10 protein-coding genes and 2 CRISPR repeat arrays are annotated in these 17,721 nt (G+C 53.2%); of the genes, 3 read left to right on the top strand and 7 right to left on the bottom strand.

Annotated elements, in window-relative coordinates; genetic code table 11:
* Positions 1-323: 323 nt before the first annotated feature.
* The 3 genes from LAO21_15170 to LAO21_15160 all read left to right on the top strand — a co-directional run bounded on the left by LAO21_15170 (position 324) and on the right by LAO21_15160 (position 4,855).
* Positions 324-1,922, top strand: coding sequence for a GMC family oxidoreductase (locus tag LAO21_15170; GenBank protein MBZ5554055.1), 1,599 nt, complete (start codon positions 324-326; stop codon positions 1,920-1,922).
* A gap of 766 nt (positions 1,923-2,688) precedes the next feature.
* Positions 2,689-3,891, top strand: coding sequence for a saccharopine dehydrogenase NADP-binding domain-containing protein (locus tag LAO21_15165; GenBank protein ID MBZ5554054.1), 1,203 nt, complete (start codon positions 2,689-2,691; stop codon positions 3,889-3,891).
* A 244-nt stretch (positions 3,892-4,135) separates the two neighbouring features.
* A complete protein-coding gene (locus tag LAO21_15160; protein MBZ5554053.1) occupies positions 4,136-4,855 on the top strand; it encodes a sulfite exporter TauE/SafE family protein in 720 nt (239 codons plus the stop codon).
* A gap of 408 nt (positions 4,856-5,263) precedes the next feature.
* Here LAO21_15160 and LAO21_15155 read toward each other — a convergent pair whose 3' ends face one another.
* From LAO21_15155 to LAO21_15125, 7 genes are all read right to left on the bottom strand, one after another.
* Entirely contained in the window at positions 5,264-5,587 is a 324-nt protein-coding gene (locus tag LAO21_15155) for a calcium-binding protein (protein ID MBZ5554052.1), read from the bottom strand.
* A gap of 354 nt (positions 5,588-5,941) precedes the next feature.
* Positions 5,942-6,319 carry a PIN domain-containing protein gene (locus LAO21_15150; protein ID MBZ5554051.1) on the bottom strand — a complete coding sequence of 126 codons (378 nt, stop codon included), beginning with the start codon at positions 6,317-6,319 and terminating at the stop codon, positions 5,942-5,944.
* Entirely contained in the window at positions 6,309-6,545 is a 237-nt protein-coding gene (locus LAO21_15145) for a type II toxin-antitoxin system Phd/YefM family antitoxin (protein ID MBZ5554050.1), read from the bottom strand. Before LAO21_15145 ends, LAO21_15150 begins: the two co-directional genes overlap by 11 nt.
* Before the next feature lie 1,059 nt (positions 6,546-7,604).
* Positions 7,605-8,875: direct repeats of the CRISPR family, unit length 37 nt; unit sequence GTTTCAATCCCTTCTTCGTCAGGACTCATCTTCGATT.
* 284 nt (positions 8,876-9,159) lie between these two features.
* A CRISPR array of direct repeats spans positions 9,160-14,379; the repeat unit is 36 nt; unit sequence GTTTCAATCCCTTCTTCGTCAGGACTCATCTTCGAT.
* Between the two features lie 336 nt (positions 14,380-14,715).
* Positions 14,716-14,991: a CRISPR-associated endonuclease Cas2 gene (gene cas2 / locus LAO21_15140; GenBank protein ID MBZ5554049.1), complete on the bottom strand. Its 276-nt coding sequence runs from the start codon at positions 14,989-14,991 to the stop codon at positions 14,716-14,718.
* 12 nt (positions 14,992-15,003) lie between these two features.
* A complete protein-coding gene (cas1, locus tag LAO21_15135; protein ID MBZ5554048.1) occupies positions 15,004-16,020 on the bottom strand; it encodes a CRISPR-associated endonuclease Cas1 in 1,017 nt (338 codons plus the stop codon).
* Positions 16,021-16,081: 61 nt separating this feature from the next.
* Complete coding sequence (locus LAO21_15130) at positions 16,082-17,284, bottom strand: RNA-directed DNA polymerase (GenBank protein ID MBZ5554047.1); 1,203 nt, start codon at positions 17,282-17,284, stop codon at positions 16,082-16,084.
* A 112-nt stretch (positions 17,285-17,396) separates the two neighbouring features.
* Positions 17,397-17,660: a hypothetical protein gene (locus LAO21_15125; GenBank protein MBZ5554046.1), complete on the bottom strand. Its 264-nt coding sequence runs from the start codon at positions 17,658-17,660 to the stop codon at positions 17,397-17,399.
* Between the last annotated feature and the right edge of the window lie 61 nt (positions 17,661-17,721).

Genomic DNA, 17,721 nt, shown 5'->3' with positions numbered 1-17,721 from the left:
ATTTTGGTTTTTGGATTTTATTTGGAGTTTGGCTATTGGAATTTGGATTTTGCTTTACGCGTGGAGGGTCCTGCGATCGATGAGGAATGGGAAATGCCATCCTTACATCATGGCTCTCGAGGTAGTTTGAAATTTGCTTTTTGAGATTTGGATTTTATTTGGAGTTTGGCTATTGGAATTTGGATTTTGCTTTACGCGTGGAGGGCCCTGCGATCGATGAGGAATGAGAAATGCCATCCTTACATCATGGCTCTCGAGGTAGTTTGAAATTTGCTTTTTGAGATTTGGATTTTATTTGGAGTTTGGCTATTGGAATTTGGATTTTGCTTAGAGATATGTATCTCGATCCCCAAACCGTGAGAGATGGCTTCACCGACAGCGCCGACGTGTGCCTGATCGGCAGCGGCGCCGGGGGGAGTGTCCTCGCAAAGAACCTGGTCGAAGCCGGCCTGAGTGTCATTGTCCTCGAAGAAGGTGGAAATTTTTCTTCAAAGGATTTCAACCAGCGCGAAGCGGACATGATGCCAATGCTCTATCAGGAGGGCGGCGGCCGGGCCACGAAGGACCTATCCATCACGGTCCTCCATGCCAAGTGCGTGGGCGGAACGACCGTGGTGAATAACTGCATCTGTTTTCGCACCCCCGAGAATGTGCTTGCACAGTGGCAGCGGGAGTTCGGCATCGATCAGATCGACGCGCGTTCCCTGGAGCCCCACTTTGAGCGTGTTGAAAGAGCGATGTCGGTGAGCCCGATCGAGGACTATGAAATCAACAACAACAATCGCAAGCTGCAGCAGGGGGCTGAGAAGCTCGGCTGGAAGCACGGCATCATCCACCACAACCGCGTCAACTGTTCCCAGTGTGGCTGCTGCATGCTGGGATGTCCTTTCGATGTCAAGCGGAACTCCATGACCGTGTGGATCCCGCAGGCCTCTGGACTGGGGGCGCGAATTTATCCGCAATTCCGGGTGGAGAAGATTCGGACGGCAGGCGCAGGACGTGGCCGGGTTTCCTCGGTGACGGGAACCATCGTTGAAAGCCCGCGGCTTCCGCAGTCAATGCATCCGTCGGTCTACCTGGAAGGCAGCCGGGTTCGGGGAACGGAACCCCTGCGGCGATTTACCATCCATGCCAAATTGTTCATCGTGGCGGGAGGCGCCGTCAATTCGCCTCAGCTTCTGTTGAACAGCCGCGTCGCCAATTCCAACGGCGAGGTTGGAAGAAACCTTGCTCTTCATCCCTTGTTTGCGGCCTTCGGTCTGTTTGAAGAGGAACTCAAGTCGTACCGCGGCATCCCTCAATCGATTTTTGTTGATCAATTCCGCAACGAAGGATTTGTGCTGGAGGGGATCTTTGCCCATCCGACGGTCGCAGCCGCCTCCATGCCTTCATTTGGCGCCGGTCATCGAACGTTGATGCAGCGGTACGCCCATTACGCCGCAGCCTATGCCCAGGTCAAGGACGGGTCCAATGGCCGGGTGACGGTGGACCGATGGGGCCACGTGGTCCTCGACTACAAGATGAGTGATAACGATTTGCAGGCGGGACTCAAGGGCCTGGGCAGAATTGCGGAAGCCTTTTTTGCCGCGGGGGCCAAGTCCGTAATGACCACTCACAATCCGCCCTTGATACTTCAAAACGCAGACGAGGTGAAGAAGATTTCCGGGACTCCCACGCGGGCGAACGACCTCACTCTTTTCTCCGCACACCCTCAAGGGAGCTGCCGCATGTCGGCCGATCCGACCCGCGGCGTGGTCGACGGGTTCTGCCGCTCCCACGATCTTAAGAATCTCTTCATTTGTGATGCCTCGGTCTTCCCTACCTCCATCGGCGTCAACCCGATGATCACCATCATGGCCCTGGCCGACCGCTGCGCCGGCTACATCATCGAGAATAAGCACACATTATTGAATGGCTCATGATTGCTGGGGCCCATGGTCAGCATTCCATGAACAAAAGGGACAGGCACCGGGTTTGGTGCCATTCCTGCAAAGTTATTTATGAAAAGGTGTCTGTCCCTAACTTCTTATTGAATGACTCCTGATTGCAGTGCCAAGGTCAGCCTTCCTTAAACAAAATAGACAGACGCCGGCTTTGGTGTCCAAAGCCGGCACGCGTCCATTTCGAATCGTTCATCTTCCAACTCCGGAGGAGTGGCATATTTATAGACCGGCGGCCCCTTCTCCTCTTATTCGGTTGAACCCCGTCAGGGGTGGCATCTGAGCTGCTATCCTTGCCCACTAGGAAAGATCCCTTTTCAAGCTCGGAGAGAGATGACGAAAGAAGACTTGCGACCGCTTATGCCACCCCTGACGGGGTTCAACGGAAGTGGAAGCAAACGCGTCCGGTCTATAAATATGCCACTCCTCCGGAGTTGGATTATCACCGCGTCAGGATAACAGCAGGTTCTCCACGCTGTTTCACTCCATTTTCCTATACGGGTGCTTGGGCCATCGCTCGGAAATTTTCATCCCTTCAGAATCCAAACCCTATCCCCTCGCCTCTGCTCCTCCCTGGCGCCTCGAAGGTCCCGTTTTCTGGGATCGAAGACCCCGTGCTCTGGGCGGGGCGGCACCCGAAACCTGCTCTCTCCTATTACCGATCTCCTAATTCCTATCACCTAAATCCTTTGTCCCTCTCATGTCTTCGTGTTAAAAGGGTGATCATCAAATCGCAAGGGAGACCGCAATGAAAATCCTGGTACTCGGCGCAGGAATGATGGGGACCGCAGCGGCGTGGGATCTGGCTCGCTCCCAGGGGGTGGACCAAGTGGGGATTGCCGACGCCGATGGCACGGCGCTGGCCAAAGCGGTGAAACGCATTGGGAAGAGCAAGGTCTCAACGCATCGGTTGGACATCACTCGTTGGGCGGAAGTCACCGCCCTCATGAGCCGATACGACGCCACGATTGGGGCGGTTTCCTACCATCACAATTTTCGCCTGGCACAATGTGCCGTGCGGGCGGGATGTCATTTCTGCGACTTGGGTGGAAATGACCACATTGTGGAGCAGGAGTTCTCGCTTCAGGCGGCGGCGCGGCAGAAAAAGGTCCGGATCGTTCCCGACTGCGGCCTTGCCCCCGGCATGGTGTCGATTGTCGTCGCCGAGGGCCTCCGGCATTTTACGCGCGTCGACTCCATCCAAATCCGCGTCGGGGGTCTCCCCTTGCATCCCAAGCCGCCTCTCAATTACCAACTCGTTTTTTCAGTGGGCGGACTCATCAATGAATATGTGGAGCCGGCGCGGGTCCTTGAGAATGGAAAGATCAAATTGGTAGAACCGATGACGGGACTCGAGGCCATGGTCTTTCCGCCCCCTTTTGGGACCCTGGAAGCTTTTTATACCTCCGGCGGCGCTTCGACCTTACCTCTCACCTTGAAAGGCCGGGTCCGCGAGCTCAACTACAAAACCATCCGCTACCCGGGCCATTGTGAAAAATTCAAGACCCTGATTGACCTGGGACTGACCTCAAGTGAATCCATCCTCATCGAAGGCCGGGATTTAGTCCCCCGCAGGATTGTCGAGAACCTTCTGGTTGAAAAGCTCCCCGCCGGGGAGCCCGATTGCGTTTTGATTCGGGTGTCCTTGCGGGGAAAGCCCGTTCAATCGCTCGTCCCGAAAAGTGGGAGCAAGCTGCGTGCCACGCGATCGCGCCATGCCTTACGGGAGCTCTCCTACCAGCTTATCGATTATTATGATCCCAGGACAAAGCTGACTGCCATGATGCGCACCACGGCCTTCCCCATCTCCATCGTCGCCCAAATGCTGTGCCGCGGCGATGTCAACCATAACCGGTATGGCGTCCTGCGACAGGAGACCTCCTTGCCTCCGGAGGTTTTTCTGAACGAACTCAAGGCGCGGGGGATCTGTTTTGAGCGGAGCGGAAAGTAAAGGGCCGTCTACGCTGGCGTGTTTCCCGACTTTAAGAGAATCTCCTCTTGCCGATGTGCGCCACGATGCTATCGTTTTGTTTGGAATTTGGCTTTTGGAACCTATTTGGAATTTGGATCTTGGATCTTGGATTTTATATTCCAGGTTCCTGTCCTTATCTCCTTCTGACCGATCGGAGCTCCCACTGACTCTCGCTCATCTCTGGCAACCACCCATCATTCTCGCGGCCGCCTTTGCCGCAGGGATGGTGAATTCCGTGGCGGGCGGAGGCACCCTCATTTCGTTTCCGACGTTGGTCTGGCTGGGGCGCAACCCCATTCTCGCGGACGCCACCAATGCTGTGGCGCTCTGGCCCGGTTCCTTCGCCGGGATGGTCGGGTTTCGCCGCGAGCTTAAGGGAAGCCGCCACTGGTTCCTTTTGCTGATTGCCCCCTCTCTATTGGGAGGCGTCTTAGGAGCCGTTCTTCTCCTGCATACCTCCTCACGGAGCTTCTCAAAGCTCGTGCCTTACCTGATCCTGCTGGCGACCCTGATCCTGGCAACCCAGGAAATGATCACCCGGAAGCTAAACCGCGGCCCCAACGAAGGGAGGAAGCCATCCCGTGGCGGGACGATAGGAGCGATTCTCTTTCAATTTCTCGTGGGGCTATACGGGGGCTACTTTGGCGCCGGGATGGGAATTCTCATGCTGGCCGCGCTGGGACTGCTGGGTCTGACGGATATCCACCAGATGAACGGAGTGAAGAACTTTCTGGCCTTCTCCATCAACGGGATCGCTTCGGTTTACTTTATCGCGTCCGGTGCCGTCCTCTGGACTGATGCTGTCCTGATGATGGTCGGCGCCATGCTGGGCGGCTATTCCGGCGCCGGCCTCGCCCGCCGTGTCGGCCGCCCCGCCGTCCGCTATTTCGTCGTCGCCGTGGGATTGGTAATGACCCTTTCCATGCTGGCTTTCCGTCGGTAGAGGACTTTGATGGACTGGGTGGCGCGGGTGCCGCAGGCATGCGCTCTTTGCATGCCTGCGATCAGATTTCGAACGCGTGTCAAGTGTCGCCATTGTTGCTGGTCCGGTACCGACTGACACGACCTGAAATTTTGAACATTGGACTTTGAACTTCCATATCCCCCCATCACCTGAATCCTACGACCTTCGCGTTCTTCGCGCCCCTGCGGTGTGTCAGTAGTTGTCGAATGTCGGTACCTCCCCCGAAAGCGCTCGGTTCCAAAACCTTATCGGGCGAGACGGTTCTCCCGACCCATCAAAGGGCTGAATCTTCATCATATGGAAGGTGTAACGCAGAATCATCCCGAGATGCATCCTTGAACACCGGATGAATCAAAGCAGAAGTTCCTACCGCGCTTCTCACGACTCTCAAAACTCATACCCCCTCTTCATCCAATAATGCCAATCTCGGATGGCTTGGTCCGTTCCGTGGTCAACGTCTATGCTTTCAAGTTGGCCCAGCGGAACCCCCAACCTCCTTCCTTTCCACCGGACGATCACAAACATTTCTTTCTCGCATTCCCCTTCGGGCGCCATTTTCAGTACTTCGATTTCTTCCCCCTTTGTCAAGGGTGAGATAACTCTCAGGGCCACGCACCGGGCCCGGAACGGAAATTTGAGTTGGTCATCCAGGTAACAGTGCCAGCCTATCGCGTGTTCGATTTCGCCGTAGCAATCGACCACGATTTCCATCTGGATACGGCGCTCTCGTTCTCTATCTTCTTTGACCACGGACCTCCCCCACATAGATGAGGAAAAGAGAATGGGTCGTACCCGAACCCTCGTTCCTGCGGGTGCCGCGGGCATGCCGGGGTGCCGCAGGCATGCGCTCTTTGCATGCCTGCGCCCTCCGAGTTCACCGCAGTAAGGCTATCTCCTACGGCCTGAAGATATGCGGGTGCCGCAGGCATGCGCTCTTTGCATGCCTGCGCCGTCCGAGTTCACCGCAGTAAGGCTATCTCCTACGGCCTGAAGATATGCGGGTGCCGCAGGCATGCGCTCTTTGCATGCCTGCGCCGTCCGGGTTCACCGCAGTAAAACTATTTCCTACGGCCTGAAGACATGCAAATCCAGATCCTTCACCCCCCGGAAGTGCTTGCTGTTGCTGCTCGCCAGGGTCAGGCCATTCTCCGTAGCGGTGGCTGCAATAATCGCGTCGGCGGCCCGCATTCCCGAGGAGAGGCCGTATTCCTCGCCATAAACCAAGGCCCGATGGCCGACATTCTCGGTCAGCGGCAACACGGTGAACCCGAAATCCGCGAGGAATTTCTTGGTGATCTTTTGCTGTAGCTTATTGTGGGCCCTCTGAAGCAATTCCATCAACGATAGAACGGAAAGGAACCGTTCCCCCGTGTGGTCTATCAACGCTGCCGCCTTGCGGTTCCCCCGTTGCACCCAGATGAAGAGGTCGGTATCAAAAATCATGGCGGCCGCCCCGGACCTTGTTCATGACGGACGTCATACTGGCCGTCTCTTTGCGGCTCATGCCGAAAAATTCGTGTTGCGAGACGCGGATCCTTTTTTTCAGTGTCAGGGGAACAATGGTCCCTTTAGGTTTTCCGCGGTGGGTCACGAGAACGCGCTCGCGGTTTTCCAGCGCCTTGAGAATGTCCCGGGTTTTATACCGTAGATCGAGAATCGAAGCGTTCATGACGTTCCCTTTTCTTAAAGTGTCTATATTAATATAGACATATTATAGCCGCCCTCGAAAGACATCAAACGCAAAGCGTGATCTGCAATCTCGGGTATTGGAATCCCGGGGTGCCGCACGCATGCGCTCTTTGCATGCCTGCGATCAGATTTTGAACCCGTGCCAAGTGTCACCATTGTTGCAGGTTGGGCACCAACTCGCATGACTTGAAACTTTGAACATTGGACTTTGAACTTCCCTATTCCCCATCACCTAGAACCTTCGAGCTCCGCGTCCTCCGTGTCGATGCGGTGATTCAGTCATTGTCGAACGTCGGTGCCTGATCCGAAAGCGGTCCTCATCCGCAGTCCCGGGTTTTAAAATCCCGGGGTGCCGCACGCATGCGCTCTTTGCATGCCTGCGCTCAGATGCAGAGAGGAGAACCACAACACCAGAACCCCCTCAGAGTTTCAACCGAGTTCATTCCGGATTGCGCATAGCCGACTTGGCGATTCGTTTTCCCCGAATCCGTCTGCACCATCCGTGAAATCTGTGGATGAAACAATTGTCGAATGTCGGTGCCTGACTCGAAAATGCGTTCAATTCCAATTCTATTCGAAACACTTGTGGAACCGCCGCTCGCTGAAGAGCAAGTTGTTTGTGACAACGAAGAAATGTTCCACCGTGACAACGTAAAAGTGGCTCACCCCTCGGTTAAAGCAATGCATTCGGGTGAGGCATCCACATTTAATCTCCCCTTCGCCGGGAATCCCCTTCGAATCTTCGGCGTCTCGGCGGTAAACCCCATGTCTCACCCTGGCTTTGTCGCAATGCCTTCCAACACTGCCCACCGCTCACCTTCTTCGTTTCAATCCTTTCTTCGCTAGGACTCACCTTGCAGTCCAACCTTGGAGTGTGCCGGTCCACCGGCGCTTTCCGGTTTCAATCCCTTCTTCGTCAGGACTCATCTTCCAACAAGTGAGCGGTGGGCAGTGGGCCGTGCGCATTCAAAACCGAACTGAGACCGTTCTTCGTCGCGAATCCCCTTCGATTCTTCGGCGTCTTGGCGGTAAATCCTTTGTTTCGTTTCTTTCTTCCTCAAAACTCACCTTCCAACACTGCCCACCATCCACTGCCCACCGCTCACCTTTTTCCTTTCAATCCCTTCTTCGTCAGGACTCATCTTCGATCAGATTCCTGAAGCAAGGGTGGGAAGTGGTCTCGGTAGAGTTTCAATCCCTTCTTCGTCAGGACTCACCCCCAATAGTGCCACCACACTGGCGCTCCGCCTTGCGGAGTCCGCCGTGGCGGATTTCAATCCCTTCTTCGTCAGGACTCACCTTCCAGCCAACAAACCGGGGGTGTTTATGTCACAGCAAATCAAATCGTTTCAATCCCTTCTTCGTCAGGACTCATCTTCGATTTTTGCAGGGACTTGAAGCAGCGACCCAATACTGCGAGTTTCAATCCCTTCTTCGTCAGGACTCATCTTCGATTACCGACAATCCGATTAATTGGAAGGCCTATTGGCTTGGGTTTCAATCCCCTCTTCGTCAGGACTCATCTTCGATTCTTTTCGCTTTATGCGCCGAAAAATGGGGCTGGCCGTTGCGGTTTCAATCCCTTCTTCGTCAGGACTCATCTTCGATTCGAGCATCCCTTAACGAAAGCGGATTATCAGGCCATGTTTCAATCCCTTCTTCGTCAGGACCCATCTTCGATTGAGTCGTGCCCAGCGGTGACAATCATGCTGAAAAAGGTTTCAATCCCTTCTAAGAGGATAGTATTTAGTTTCAATCCCTTCTTCGTCAGGACTCATCTTCGATTCGGGAAGCGGTGATTGGCCGTGCTGCGGCTCGTGGTGCGTTTCAATCCCTTCTTCGTCAGGACTCATCTTCGATTAATTACTAAGGTACTTGATCTCGGGAATTGCTGGTCTGAGTTTCAATCCCTTCTTCGTCAGGACTCATCTTCGATTCAAGCTACAAGGCCTACGTCTCCATGTCGTTTCACAGTTTCAATCCCTTCTTCGTCAGGACTCATCTTCGATTCATGTTAAGCGGTAGATTCCCATCATGGTTCCATGCGTTTCAATCCCTTCTTCGTCAGGACTCATCTTCGATTCCACAAAACTTCTTGCCCTTGAAATGATGAAGAGCGGTTTTGGTTTCAATCCCTTCTTCGTCAGGACTCATCTTCGATTGCTATGCGGCGAAAGACATCAGCATCAATGCTCTTGTGTTTCAATCCCTTCTTCGTCAGGACTCATCTTCGATTTGGTCTTTCCATCCTCTGTTCCTCCGATCCAAGGTTGGTTTCAATCCCTTCTTCGTCAGGACTCATCTTCGATTCACTCTTGTCCAAATTAGGTTTCTTGGTCTCGGCAATTTGGACAGCAGGTGACCGTAATCTGATTGACAACCCGTTGATCGAACCTATCAAAGGGCCTTCCAGGAATACCCCTCACAATTTGGACAGCAGGATTCAGGAGATTGAGACCTCCTTCTTGATCGAAAGTGTCGTTTCTTTAGAATCAATGGCTTAATCCGTCCAAATGCCGCTTTTCTCAGCTAATTTGGACGGCAGTGTCTTCGATTCTATCCGAAGAGGTTTCGGATACAGGGTCAAGGTGGTAGTTTCAATCCCTTCTTCGTCAGGACTCATCTTCGATTGGTGCTCAACGCGAACCTGGACCGAGAGTACTTCGGGTTTCAATCCCTTCTTCGTCAGGACTCATCTTCGATTTTGTCGCAATTGCCATGTTTGATCCTCAATTGGCCAGGTTTCAATCCCTTCTTCGTCAGGACTCATCTTCGATTTGAAGCGAACCCCCGAAGAACAATTGGCCCATCTCGACGTTTCAATCCCTTCTTCGTCAGGACTCATCTTCGATTGATGCCCTACCTGCAATACATATCGGAACAAATCAGTTTCAATCCCTTCTTCGTCAGGACTCATCTTCGATTGGCTTGACCTCGAATTACACGCGGGTCGGGTTCATCGGTTTCAATCCCTTCTTCGTCAGGACTCATCTTCGATTTATGATACTGAGCAAAGAATCGTTGATGAACTATTTGTTTCAATCCCTTCTTCGTCAGGACTCATCTTCGATCCTACCACTTCACCGGTAATCGGACGGTGTTTGTGAGTTTCAATCCCTTCTTCGTCAGGACTCATCTTCGATCACGGTTGCAGTAGCTCTGGTGGCCCTTGTGTTTTTTGTGTTTCAATCCCTTCTTCGTCAGGACTCATCTTCGATCCACACAGATCGTAACGCAGTGGGTCGAGGCGACTAAGCGTTTCAATCCCTTCTTCGTCAGGACTCATCTTCGATCTAGTACGGTAAGATTCGTTGAGTTGGCTGTGTATCCGGAGTTTCAATCCCTTCTTCGTCAGGACTCATCTTCGATCTTATCCAGGACGCGTTCATGGGCCAGTGGGAGAAGCGTTTCAATCCCTTCTTCGTCAGGACTCATCTTCGATCCCTAACCCGACAACCCTTGGATGGAGGAATCCATGGTTTCAATCCCTTCTTCGTCAGGACTCATCTTCGATCCAACCGAGGCCGTCGACACCATTCCGAACGCCTTTGAGTTTCAATCCCTTCTTCGTCAGGACTCATCTTCGATCCTATTCCGTTGGGACGCCCGGGAGCAGGAGTTTTAGTTTCAATCCCTTCTTCGTCAGGACTCATCTTCGATCCTGGGGCTGGACTCAGGTTGCCGCGGGGCCCCCGCTCGGTTTCAATCCCTTCTTCGTCAGGACTCATCTTCGATCGGGAAATTTTTCAATATCCCCAAGGTCGGTGAAAGAGATTCGTTTCAATCCCTTCTTCGTCAGGACTCATCTTCGATCGCGACACCGGCGGACCTTCGGCTGACAACTGATTTTGTTTCAATTCCTTCTTCGTCAGGACTCATCTTCGATCTTAAGATTGGAAACGGCATTACGTTGGCCGATTTGCGTTTCAATCCCTTCTTCGTCAGGACTCATCTTCGATCGAAGTACCGGATGATCCTCACCCAATGCGCGAACAGCGTTTCAATCCCTTCTTCGTCAGGACTCATCTTCGATCGTTAAATGGCGTATGTGGCGCTGGGATCTCACCGTTGATGGTTTCAATCCCTTCTTCGTCAGGACTCATCTTCGATCCAGAAACAGGGAAGGAGTTCCGTGCCGGTATTTCTTTGTTTCAATCCCTTCTTCGTCAGGACTCATCTTCGATCATGTCATCGTTCTCGCGTTTCCCCTGGCCATCTTTGTTTCAATCCCTTCTTCGTCAGGATTCATCTTCGATCGTACTTGGATTATCCCGGCGATAAACGAAATGAGTTGTTTCAATCCCTTCTTCGTCAGGACTCATCTTCGATCAGGGAAAAACGCCGGTCTTCGCTCCCATGATGGATAAAGTTTCAATCCCTTCTTCGTCAGGACTCATCTTCGATCGAGATTCGAGGCGGGGACCACGGACTGCGCGAGCTGGTTTCAATCCCTTCTTCGTCAGGACTCATCTTCGATCAAACCGCAATGCACTCCTACCTGGACAGGGCGGGTATAGTTTCAATCCCTTCTTCGTCAGGACTCATCTTCGATCCCAGATTCGCTATGCGAACTGGAACGCCGAGTTTCGGGTTTCAATCCCTTCTTCGTCAGGACTCATCTTCGATCGTAACCGGGTTGGCAACACGTCCTTTTGTCATCGATATGGTTTCAATCCCTTCTTCGTCAGGACTCATCTTCGATCGTTTGCAGATCGAACAAAGTCTTGAAATGCACCTCGGTTTCAATCCCTTCTTCGTCAGGACTCATCTTCGATCTTATACGCACCAACAATCCGCGACGCTGCGGTCAAGAGTTTCAATCCCTTCTTCGTCAGGACTCATCTTCGATCGCTGCGGAGGCTCATGCATTTCTCTCGACGACCCATAAGTTTCAATCCCTTCTTCGTCAGGACTCATCTTCGATCACTGCCCTCGCGGGAGCAGCGGTCTTTATCGCCAAGAGTTTCAATCCCTTCTTCGTCAGGACTCATCTTCGATCTTTGACCAAAACTAATTCCAAGACAGACAACCCCAACGTTTCAATCCCTTCTTCGTCAGGACTCATCTTCGATCGGAATCGCAATCGCGTGGGCCAAGATGGGAGCCAAAAGTTTCAATCCCTTCTTCGTCAGGACTCATCTTCGATCGATTTTTGGGGAGCTCCAGGCGGACGTTGGGGAAAGGTTTCAATCCCTTCTTCGTCAGGACTCATCTTCGATCGAAGCTCGAAGCCGCCGGCTTCACCGACGAACTCGCGTTTCAATCCCTTCTTCGTCAGGACTCATCTTCGATCTTAAAGATAGAGAGAGTACCCCTTTGTTCCCCTCCCTAGTTTCAATCCCTTCTTCGTCAGGACTCATCTTCGATCTCACGCGGGAATTGGCGGAAGTGGAAGTATGGTATGGGTTTCAATCCCTTCTTCGTCAGGACTCATCTTCGATCCAAGAACGTGAAGAAGGCGAGTGGGTGGCGATGATCCAGGTTTCAATCCCTTCTTCGTCAGGACTCATCTTCGATCCAAGTCTTCGAGCTTGGCATCGTCGTCTGATTCCTTCTGTTTCAATCCCTTCTTCGTCAGGACTCATCTTCGATCGAGTCTGGCGGGACTCCTCGCTCTCACCAGGATGATCATGGTTTCAATCCCTTCTTCGTCAGGACTCATCTTCGATCTCAGACAATGCCAATTCCAGCCGGCGAAGATCTGAGTTTCAATCCCTTCTTCGTCAGGACTCATCTTCGATCCTGGGAAAAATAAAGGTGGTGGTCACCGGCCCCATGTGTTTCAATCCCTTCTTCGTCAGGACTCATCTTCGATCACAAAGAAGTCGCGGCAAATCAGGCATTGCAGCTCGGTTTCAATCCCTTCTTCGTCAGGACTCATCTTCGATCCAATTACCAGCTGGCTGAGTTTGCTGGTCAACGCGCGTTTCAATCCCTTCTTCGTCAGGACTCATCTTCGATCGTATTGCTGAACGGCACGGTTATCACGGTGCAGAATGGTTTCAATCCCTTCTTCGTCAGGACTCATCTTCGATCGCTCTTGCCGTCCCATAACCGGACGCTTTTATTCTCAGTTTCAATCCCTTCTTCGTCAGGACTCATCTTCGATCGATACGGTTGTAGGCCGGAACATTGTCATTAACGGGTTTCAATCCCTTCTTCGTCAGGACTCATCTTCGATCTCATAAAGCCGTTTCCACTCTCGGGGATGAAACAAAGTTTCAATCCCTTCTTCGTCAGGACTCATCTTCGATCTTGAATTCCTCACTGCAACCATCGGTTCCCTCAAGCGTTTCAATCCCTTCTTCGTCAGGACTCATCTTCGATCTCAGCGAAATGCCGCCGGACAACGGGCGCTGATTTTCGTTTCAATCCCTTCTTCGTCAGGAGTCATCTTCGATCGCAAACATGAGAATTCCCAAAGACATTCACGGCACACGTTTCAATCCCTTCTTCGTCAGGACTCATCTTCGATCTCAAAAGGCCCTTGATCTTCTCTGGTATTTCAACAAGGTTTCAATCCCTTCTTCGTCAGGACTCATCTTCGATCGAGCAATAGCAGTCCAGTCGTGCGTAGCACCGAAAAACGGTTTCAATCCCTTCTTCGTCAGGACTCATCTTCGATCGAGGACTTGGGCGTCCTTAGGTTCGTCCCCGGGTTGGGTTTCAATCCCTTCTTCGTCAGGACTCATCTTCGATCCCAATGGGGGAAGGCCCGCGCAATACAGAGAAAGCGTAAGTTTCAATCCCTTCTTCGTCAGGACTCATCTTCGATCGACGGCTGGGACGTGGACGCGGACTCCGTCACGTCCCCGTTTCAATCCCTTCTTCGTCAGGACTCATCTTCGATCTTGATGTATTCAAATGCATCGGTCGGATTACTCAGGGTTTCAATCCCTTCTTCGTCAGGACTCATCTTCGATCAAGGATTTGTGGCCCAGATCCAAGGACGCGCTCCAGAGTTTCAATCCCTTCTTCGTCAGGACTCATCTTCGATCACGACACTGGAATGAGGATGAAAAGTCTTGGGTATACGTTTCAATCCCTTCTTCGTCAGGACTCATCTTCGATCGCCACCAACCAGCTTTTATCGAGCGCACTTTATTTTGGTTTCAATCCCTTCTTCGTCAGGACTCATCTTCGATCAATGAAAAAAGCAATCTGTGCAGTATTTCTTATTCTTGGTTTCAATCCCTTCTTCGTCAGGACTCATCTTCGATCGCAGAACTACGACCGCGACTGCGCGGCCAAGGCAAAAGTTTCAATCCCTTCTTCGTCAGGACTCATCTTCGATCTCTCACCGCGAATCTCTTCGTGGAATCGGATGAGCGTTTCAATCCCTTCTTCGTCAGGACTCATCTTCGATCGAGAAATTATTCAGTGTCAACGCTCCGGAGGGTGCTGGTTTCAATCCCTTCTTCGTCAGGACTCATCTTCGATCCTTGTGATAGGTTGGGTGTGGGTGTGGGCATGTTAGTGGTTTCAATCCCTTCTTCGTCAGGACTCATCTTCGATCTATCTTTACGTTGTCAGAATCTCCCGATGTATATGTCGTTTCAATCCCTTCTTCGTCAGGACTCATCTTCGATCACGGCTCATAGTTCCTCCTCGGATAAGAGGAAAACAAGTTTCAATCCCTTCTTCGTCAGGACTCATCTTCGATCGTTATACCGATGACCTGCGCGCCAAGAACGGCTATACGGTTTCAATCCCTTCTTCGTCAGGACTCATCTTCGATCGCCGGCACGGTGATATTTATCGCGTTTGCATGGATTTTGTTTCAATCCCTTCTTCGTCAGGACTCATCTTCGATCGGCGGCCTTTGCAAACGCAACATTTGGGGCGTCTTAAGCCCCCGTTTTTCGTAACCTGAGAAAAAATTGTAAATTCTGCGGTTTTCCTTCGTATTGGTCTTAGTGCCATCACCCCCTTTCCCGTTTGTTATCATGGACATGATTGTTTCCCGTAACCTCCCTCCTCAAAGGTTCAGTATTTCCTTTTACTCCAACGCTCGACCGCTCAACATCTTCCCGGCCTGAGGGGCCCACAAGGTGCTGAATCCTCGTCAAGCTGAAAATACCGCGAAGCCCGGCAAGGAAAACAAATTCCACGTCAAGCCTGCAACGCGCCAGTAAGAAATTCAAGCCCGCTCATGCGATGTAGCATTCCGGGTCTTCCGTCAGGCGGCCCTCCCCCAGAAGCCGCACATCCTTGACGCAGCCCGCGCACAAACTGTAAATCCGGATGCGATCCTCCTCGGGGCAGATTGTCTTTTCCAGCCGCTCGACCAACTCCGCGATCTCATCTGGTTCCAGGCAGCACTCGAACACACTGAACTGAACGCGCGTGCCGAAATCGAGCAGCGCTTTTGCCACCCGGACCCGACGCCGATCATCCGGGATGTCGTAGGAAACCACATAAAACATGATCCTGACCTCTCAACGAGTGGAACTCCAGGGCTGATACGGTTGTCCCGCTTCGATGGCGCTCGCGAGCCTTTCCGCCTGCCGCCGAAAGAGCAGCCGGAAGCCGATGTTCTTGCCGTCGTAATTCAGGCGCTCGGCGGTCATCCATTTTTCGAACTCCTGAAAGTAGCGCTTCAGCGCGTCGTGCGTCAGACACACGCGGGGCAAACCGGCTTCACTTCGCGTGTAGGTCGGCGTGTAGAAATCCTTCTCTGAAAAGATGCGTTGATTCAGAAGGTGCAAGGTGAAGCGGTCGACGAGGGAATGCCGGAATTCTTCCATCAAATCCAAGGCCAAAGAGGGGCGGCCGTAATCCAATTCGTGATAAAACCCGATGTAAGGGTCAAACCCCATGGCATCGAGCAGGGACTGCAGTTCGTTCGCAATAAGGGTGTAGCCGAAGCTCAGCAGGGCGTTGACCGGATCTCGGGGTGGCCGACGGTTACGGCCGTCAAACACTAGGCCGCTGCGATTCATCCTGGCAAAGGCCTCGAAATAATCGCGCGAGGCCACTCCCTCCAGACCCAGCAGCGTGGCCGCACTGGGCGCCGCCTCGACTTTCGAATTGTGCGCCTTCAAGTGCTCCAGCGCTTGGCCGAGAAGAGGCTCGGAGTAATTTGATCGCGCCCGCTCCAGCAGGGCACACGCGCTGGCGATTTTCGCTCGAACGATCGCCTTCGAGAATTGAAGTCGAAAGCACTCATCCTGCGCACGTTGATATTGCAGGAACCGGAGGTTCACATTCTTTGCCTTGGGGGGCGTCAGTTGTCCCTTCAACCGCCCGTGACGCGTCAGCAGCGCCAGTTCAATGCCTTGTTCGAGCAACTCGCTCAATGCCTGGGTGGTCACTTGCACATTACCGAAGATCAGAATGGCGTCAAGCTTGCGGCATGGGATATCCTGCAGCACTTTCTCGTCCAGCTCAAGATAAACGCGCTCGCCCGTCTTGCGCAGCCTGGAGCCCTGCTCGGTGATATAAAAGTTGGCCATAAGCGACCTGAAGAAAAAAGGAGGGACAGACACCGGCGGCGTTGCCGCCCGGTGAAATCGTTTACGAGAAGGTGTCTGTCCCTAACTTGCCCTGCCCGTACCGCTTCGCTAATTTCGCCGGAAGGGGCGGCGGCAGCGACAGCACGCGCCGCTCGCGAATACGCTTCTCAAAGGGCAGCATGGTCAAATCCTTCCAGAAAAAAACGCCCAGGAACTTGAACGAATCGTCGAACTTCCTGATTGAAGTCTTCGACCGATTGAGACCGAGATGGAGTTGGGCGAGTTTCTGTTCGGTGAGTCGGAGCGCCTGTTCGGCCTGTCGGGGCGTCTTGCAAAGAATCACAAAGTCGTCGGCATAACGGACCAGTTTGAGATTCTGGGCCAGCAAAGCCTCATCCAACTCATCGAGGAAGAGGTTCGCCAGGACGGGTGAAATCACCGAGCCTTGAGGCAGTCCGCGCTTGAGCCATGTTATTTTTTCGCCGTCCCACACTTCGGCTTGAACCCACATGGTAATCCATCCCGTCAGCTCGGAACCGATTCTCCCGACGGTTTTTTCGAAGTCATCGTCCCCCGCTTCGATCCGCCGCTGTCGCGCCGGGTTTGGGGAAGGCCGGACAGGGCGATTTCCTGGAATCGTCTGTTCACCATTCAACCTCTTGAGCAGGGCCACCCGCAACGGCACTTCGATGGCGCGGCGAAACCTATCGAGGACGCGGCCGTGATCGACATTGTCGAAGAAGCCGTCGATGTCGGCGTCGACCAAATGCTGGAACCCTCGCACATGCCATTTGCGAACTTCCTCCACGGCGTCGCGCACGCCCCTCCCTTGCCGGTAACCGAAGCTGCAGGCCTCAAGTTGCTCCTCGATCCAAGGCCCGACAATCTGGAGTAGGGCGGCCTGGGCCACACGGTCGCGCACGGTGGGGATGCGCAAAAAACGCTGTTTTCGCTTGAGGAGCTCACCCTTGCCGCCGGGACGGCCCGCCGCTCCCGCGTAAATGCTCTCTTCGACGTTCAGCTCAAGCAGCGGCCAGGGATGGTAGGTCATCGCTTCGAGGTCCCTCCAAAGCCGCGTCAGCTTGTCATCCAGTCGCGCCTCGAATTGTTCGACAGACATCCCATCGACGCCCGCACGGCCATGGTTTTCCTTGACACGGCGCCAAGCCTCGGTCCAATACGCCCGGTCTGGAAACAACTCGAAAAAGCGTGGCGTCCGTGAGCGTTCATTTCTGTCCCTGGACGCACGCTCAAGCGTTCTCATTTGCTTTCTCACGGTTACTGACATTCGCTTTCCGGAGGGTGATTCGCGATTAAACCGTGCCTCACTATTCTCGTCTAAACCGCAGACGCCGAGCCGTTGGGGAGGCCAGCCATCAAAATGCGTCATGATCAAAGATGACGATATCCACTTGCTCTCTTTTTTCATTAACCAACGCCGGCGAACGATAAACCAGCCTCTTCGCCTTGCCGTGCAGCGCGTGAGCCACGACCAAATACAGCCACACCGGGGCCTGACCCGTGAGAATCACTGTATTGCCGGACCCAGCAAGAGAGAGCGCCTCCCGCTTATACGCCTCCAAGTCGGCGATCTTGGCCAAGTCTGTGTAAAAACTTCTAAGATCAATGCTGATGCTCATTAAAGCGACTCCCTGAGGAAAAGAGGGACAGACACCTGCTAGACTGGCATCTCTGTGAAAT

It is taken from the genome of Terriglobia bacterium, from assembly GCA_020073085.1.
Classification (GTDB): Bacteria; Acidobacteriota; Terriglobia; order JAIQFV01; family JAIQFV01; genus JAIQFV01.
The sequence above is the reverse complement of the archived record's forward strand: the minus strand, read 5'-3'. Positions and strand labels throughout refer to the sequence as shown.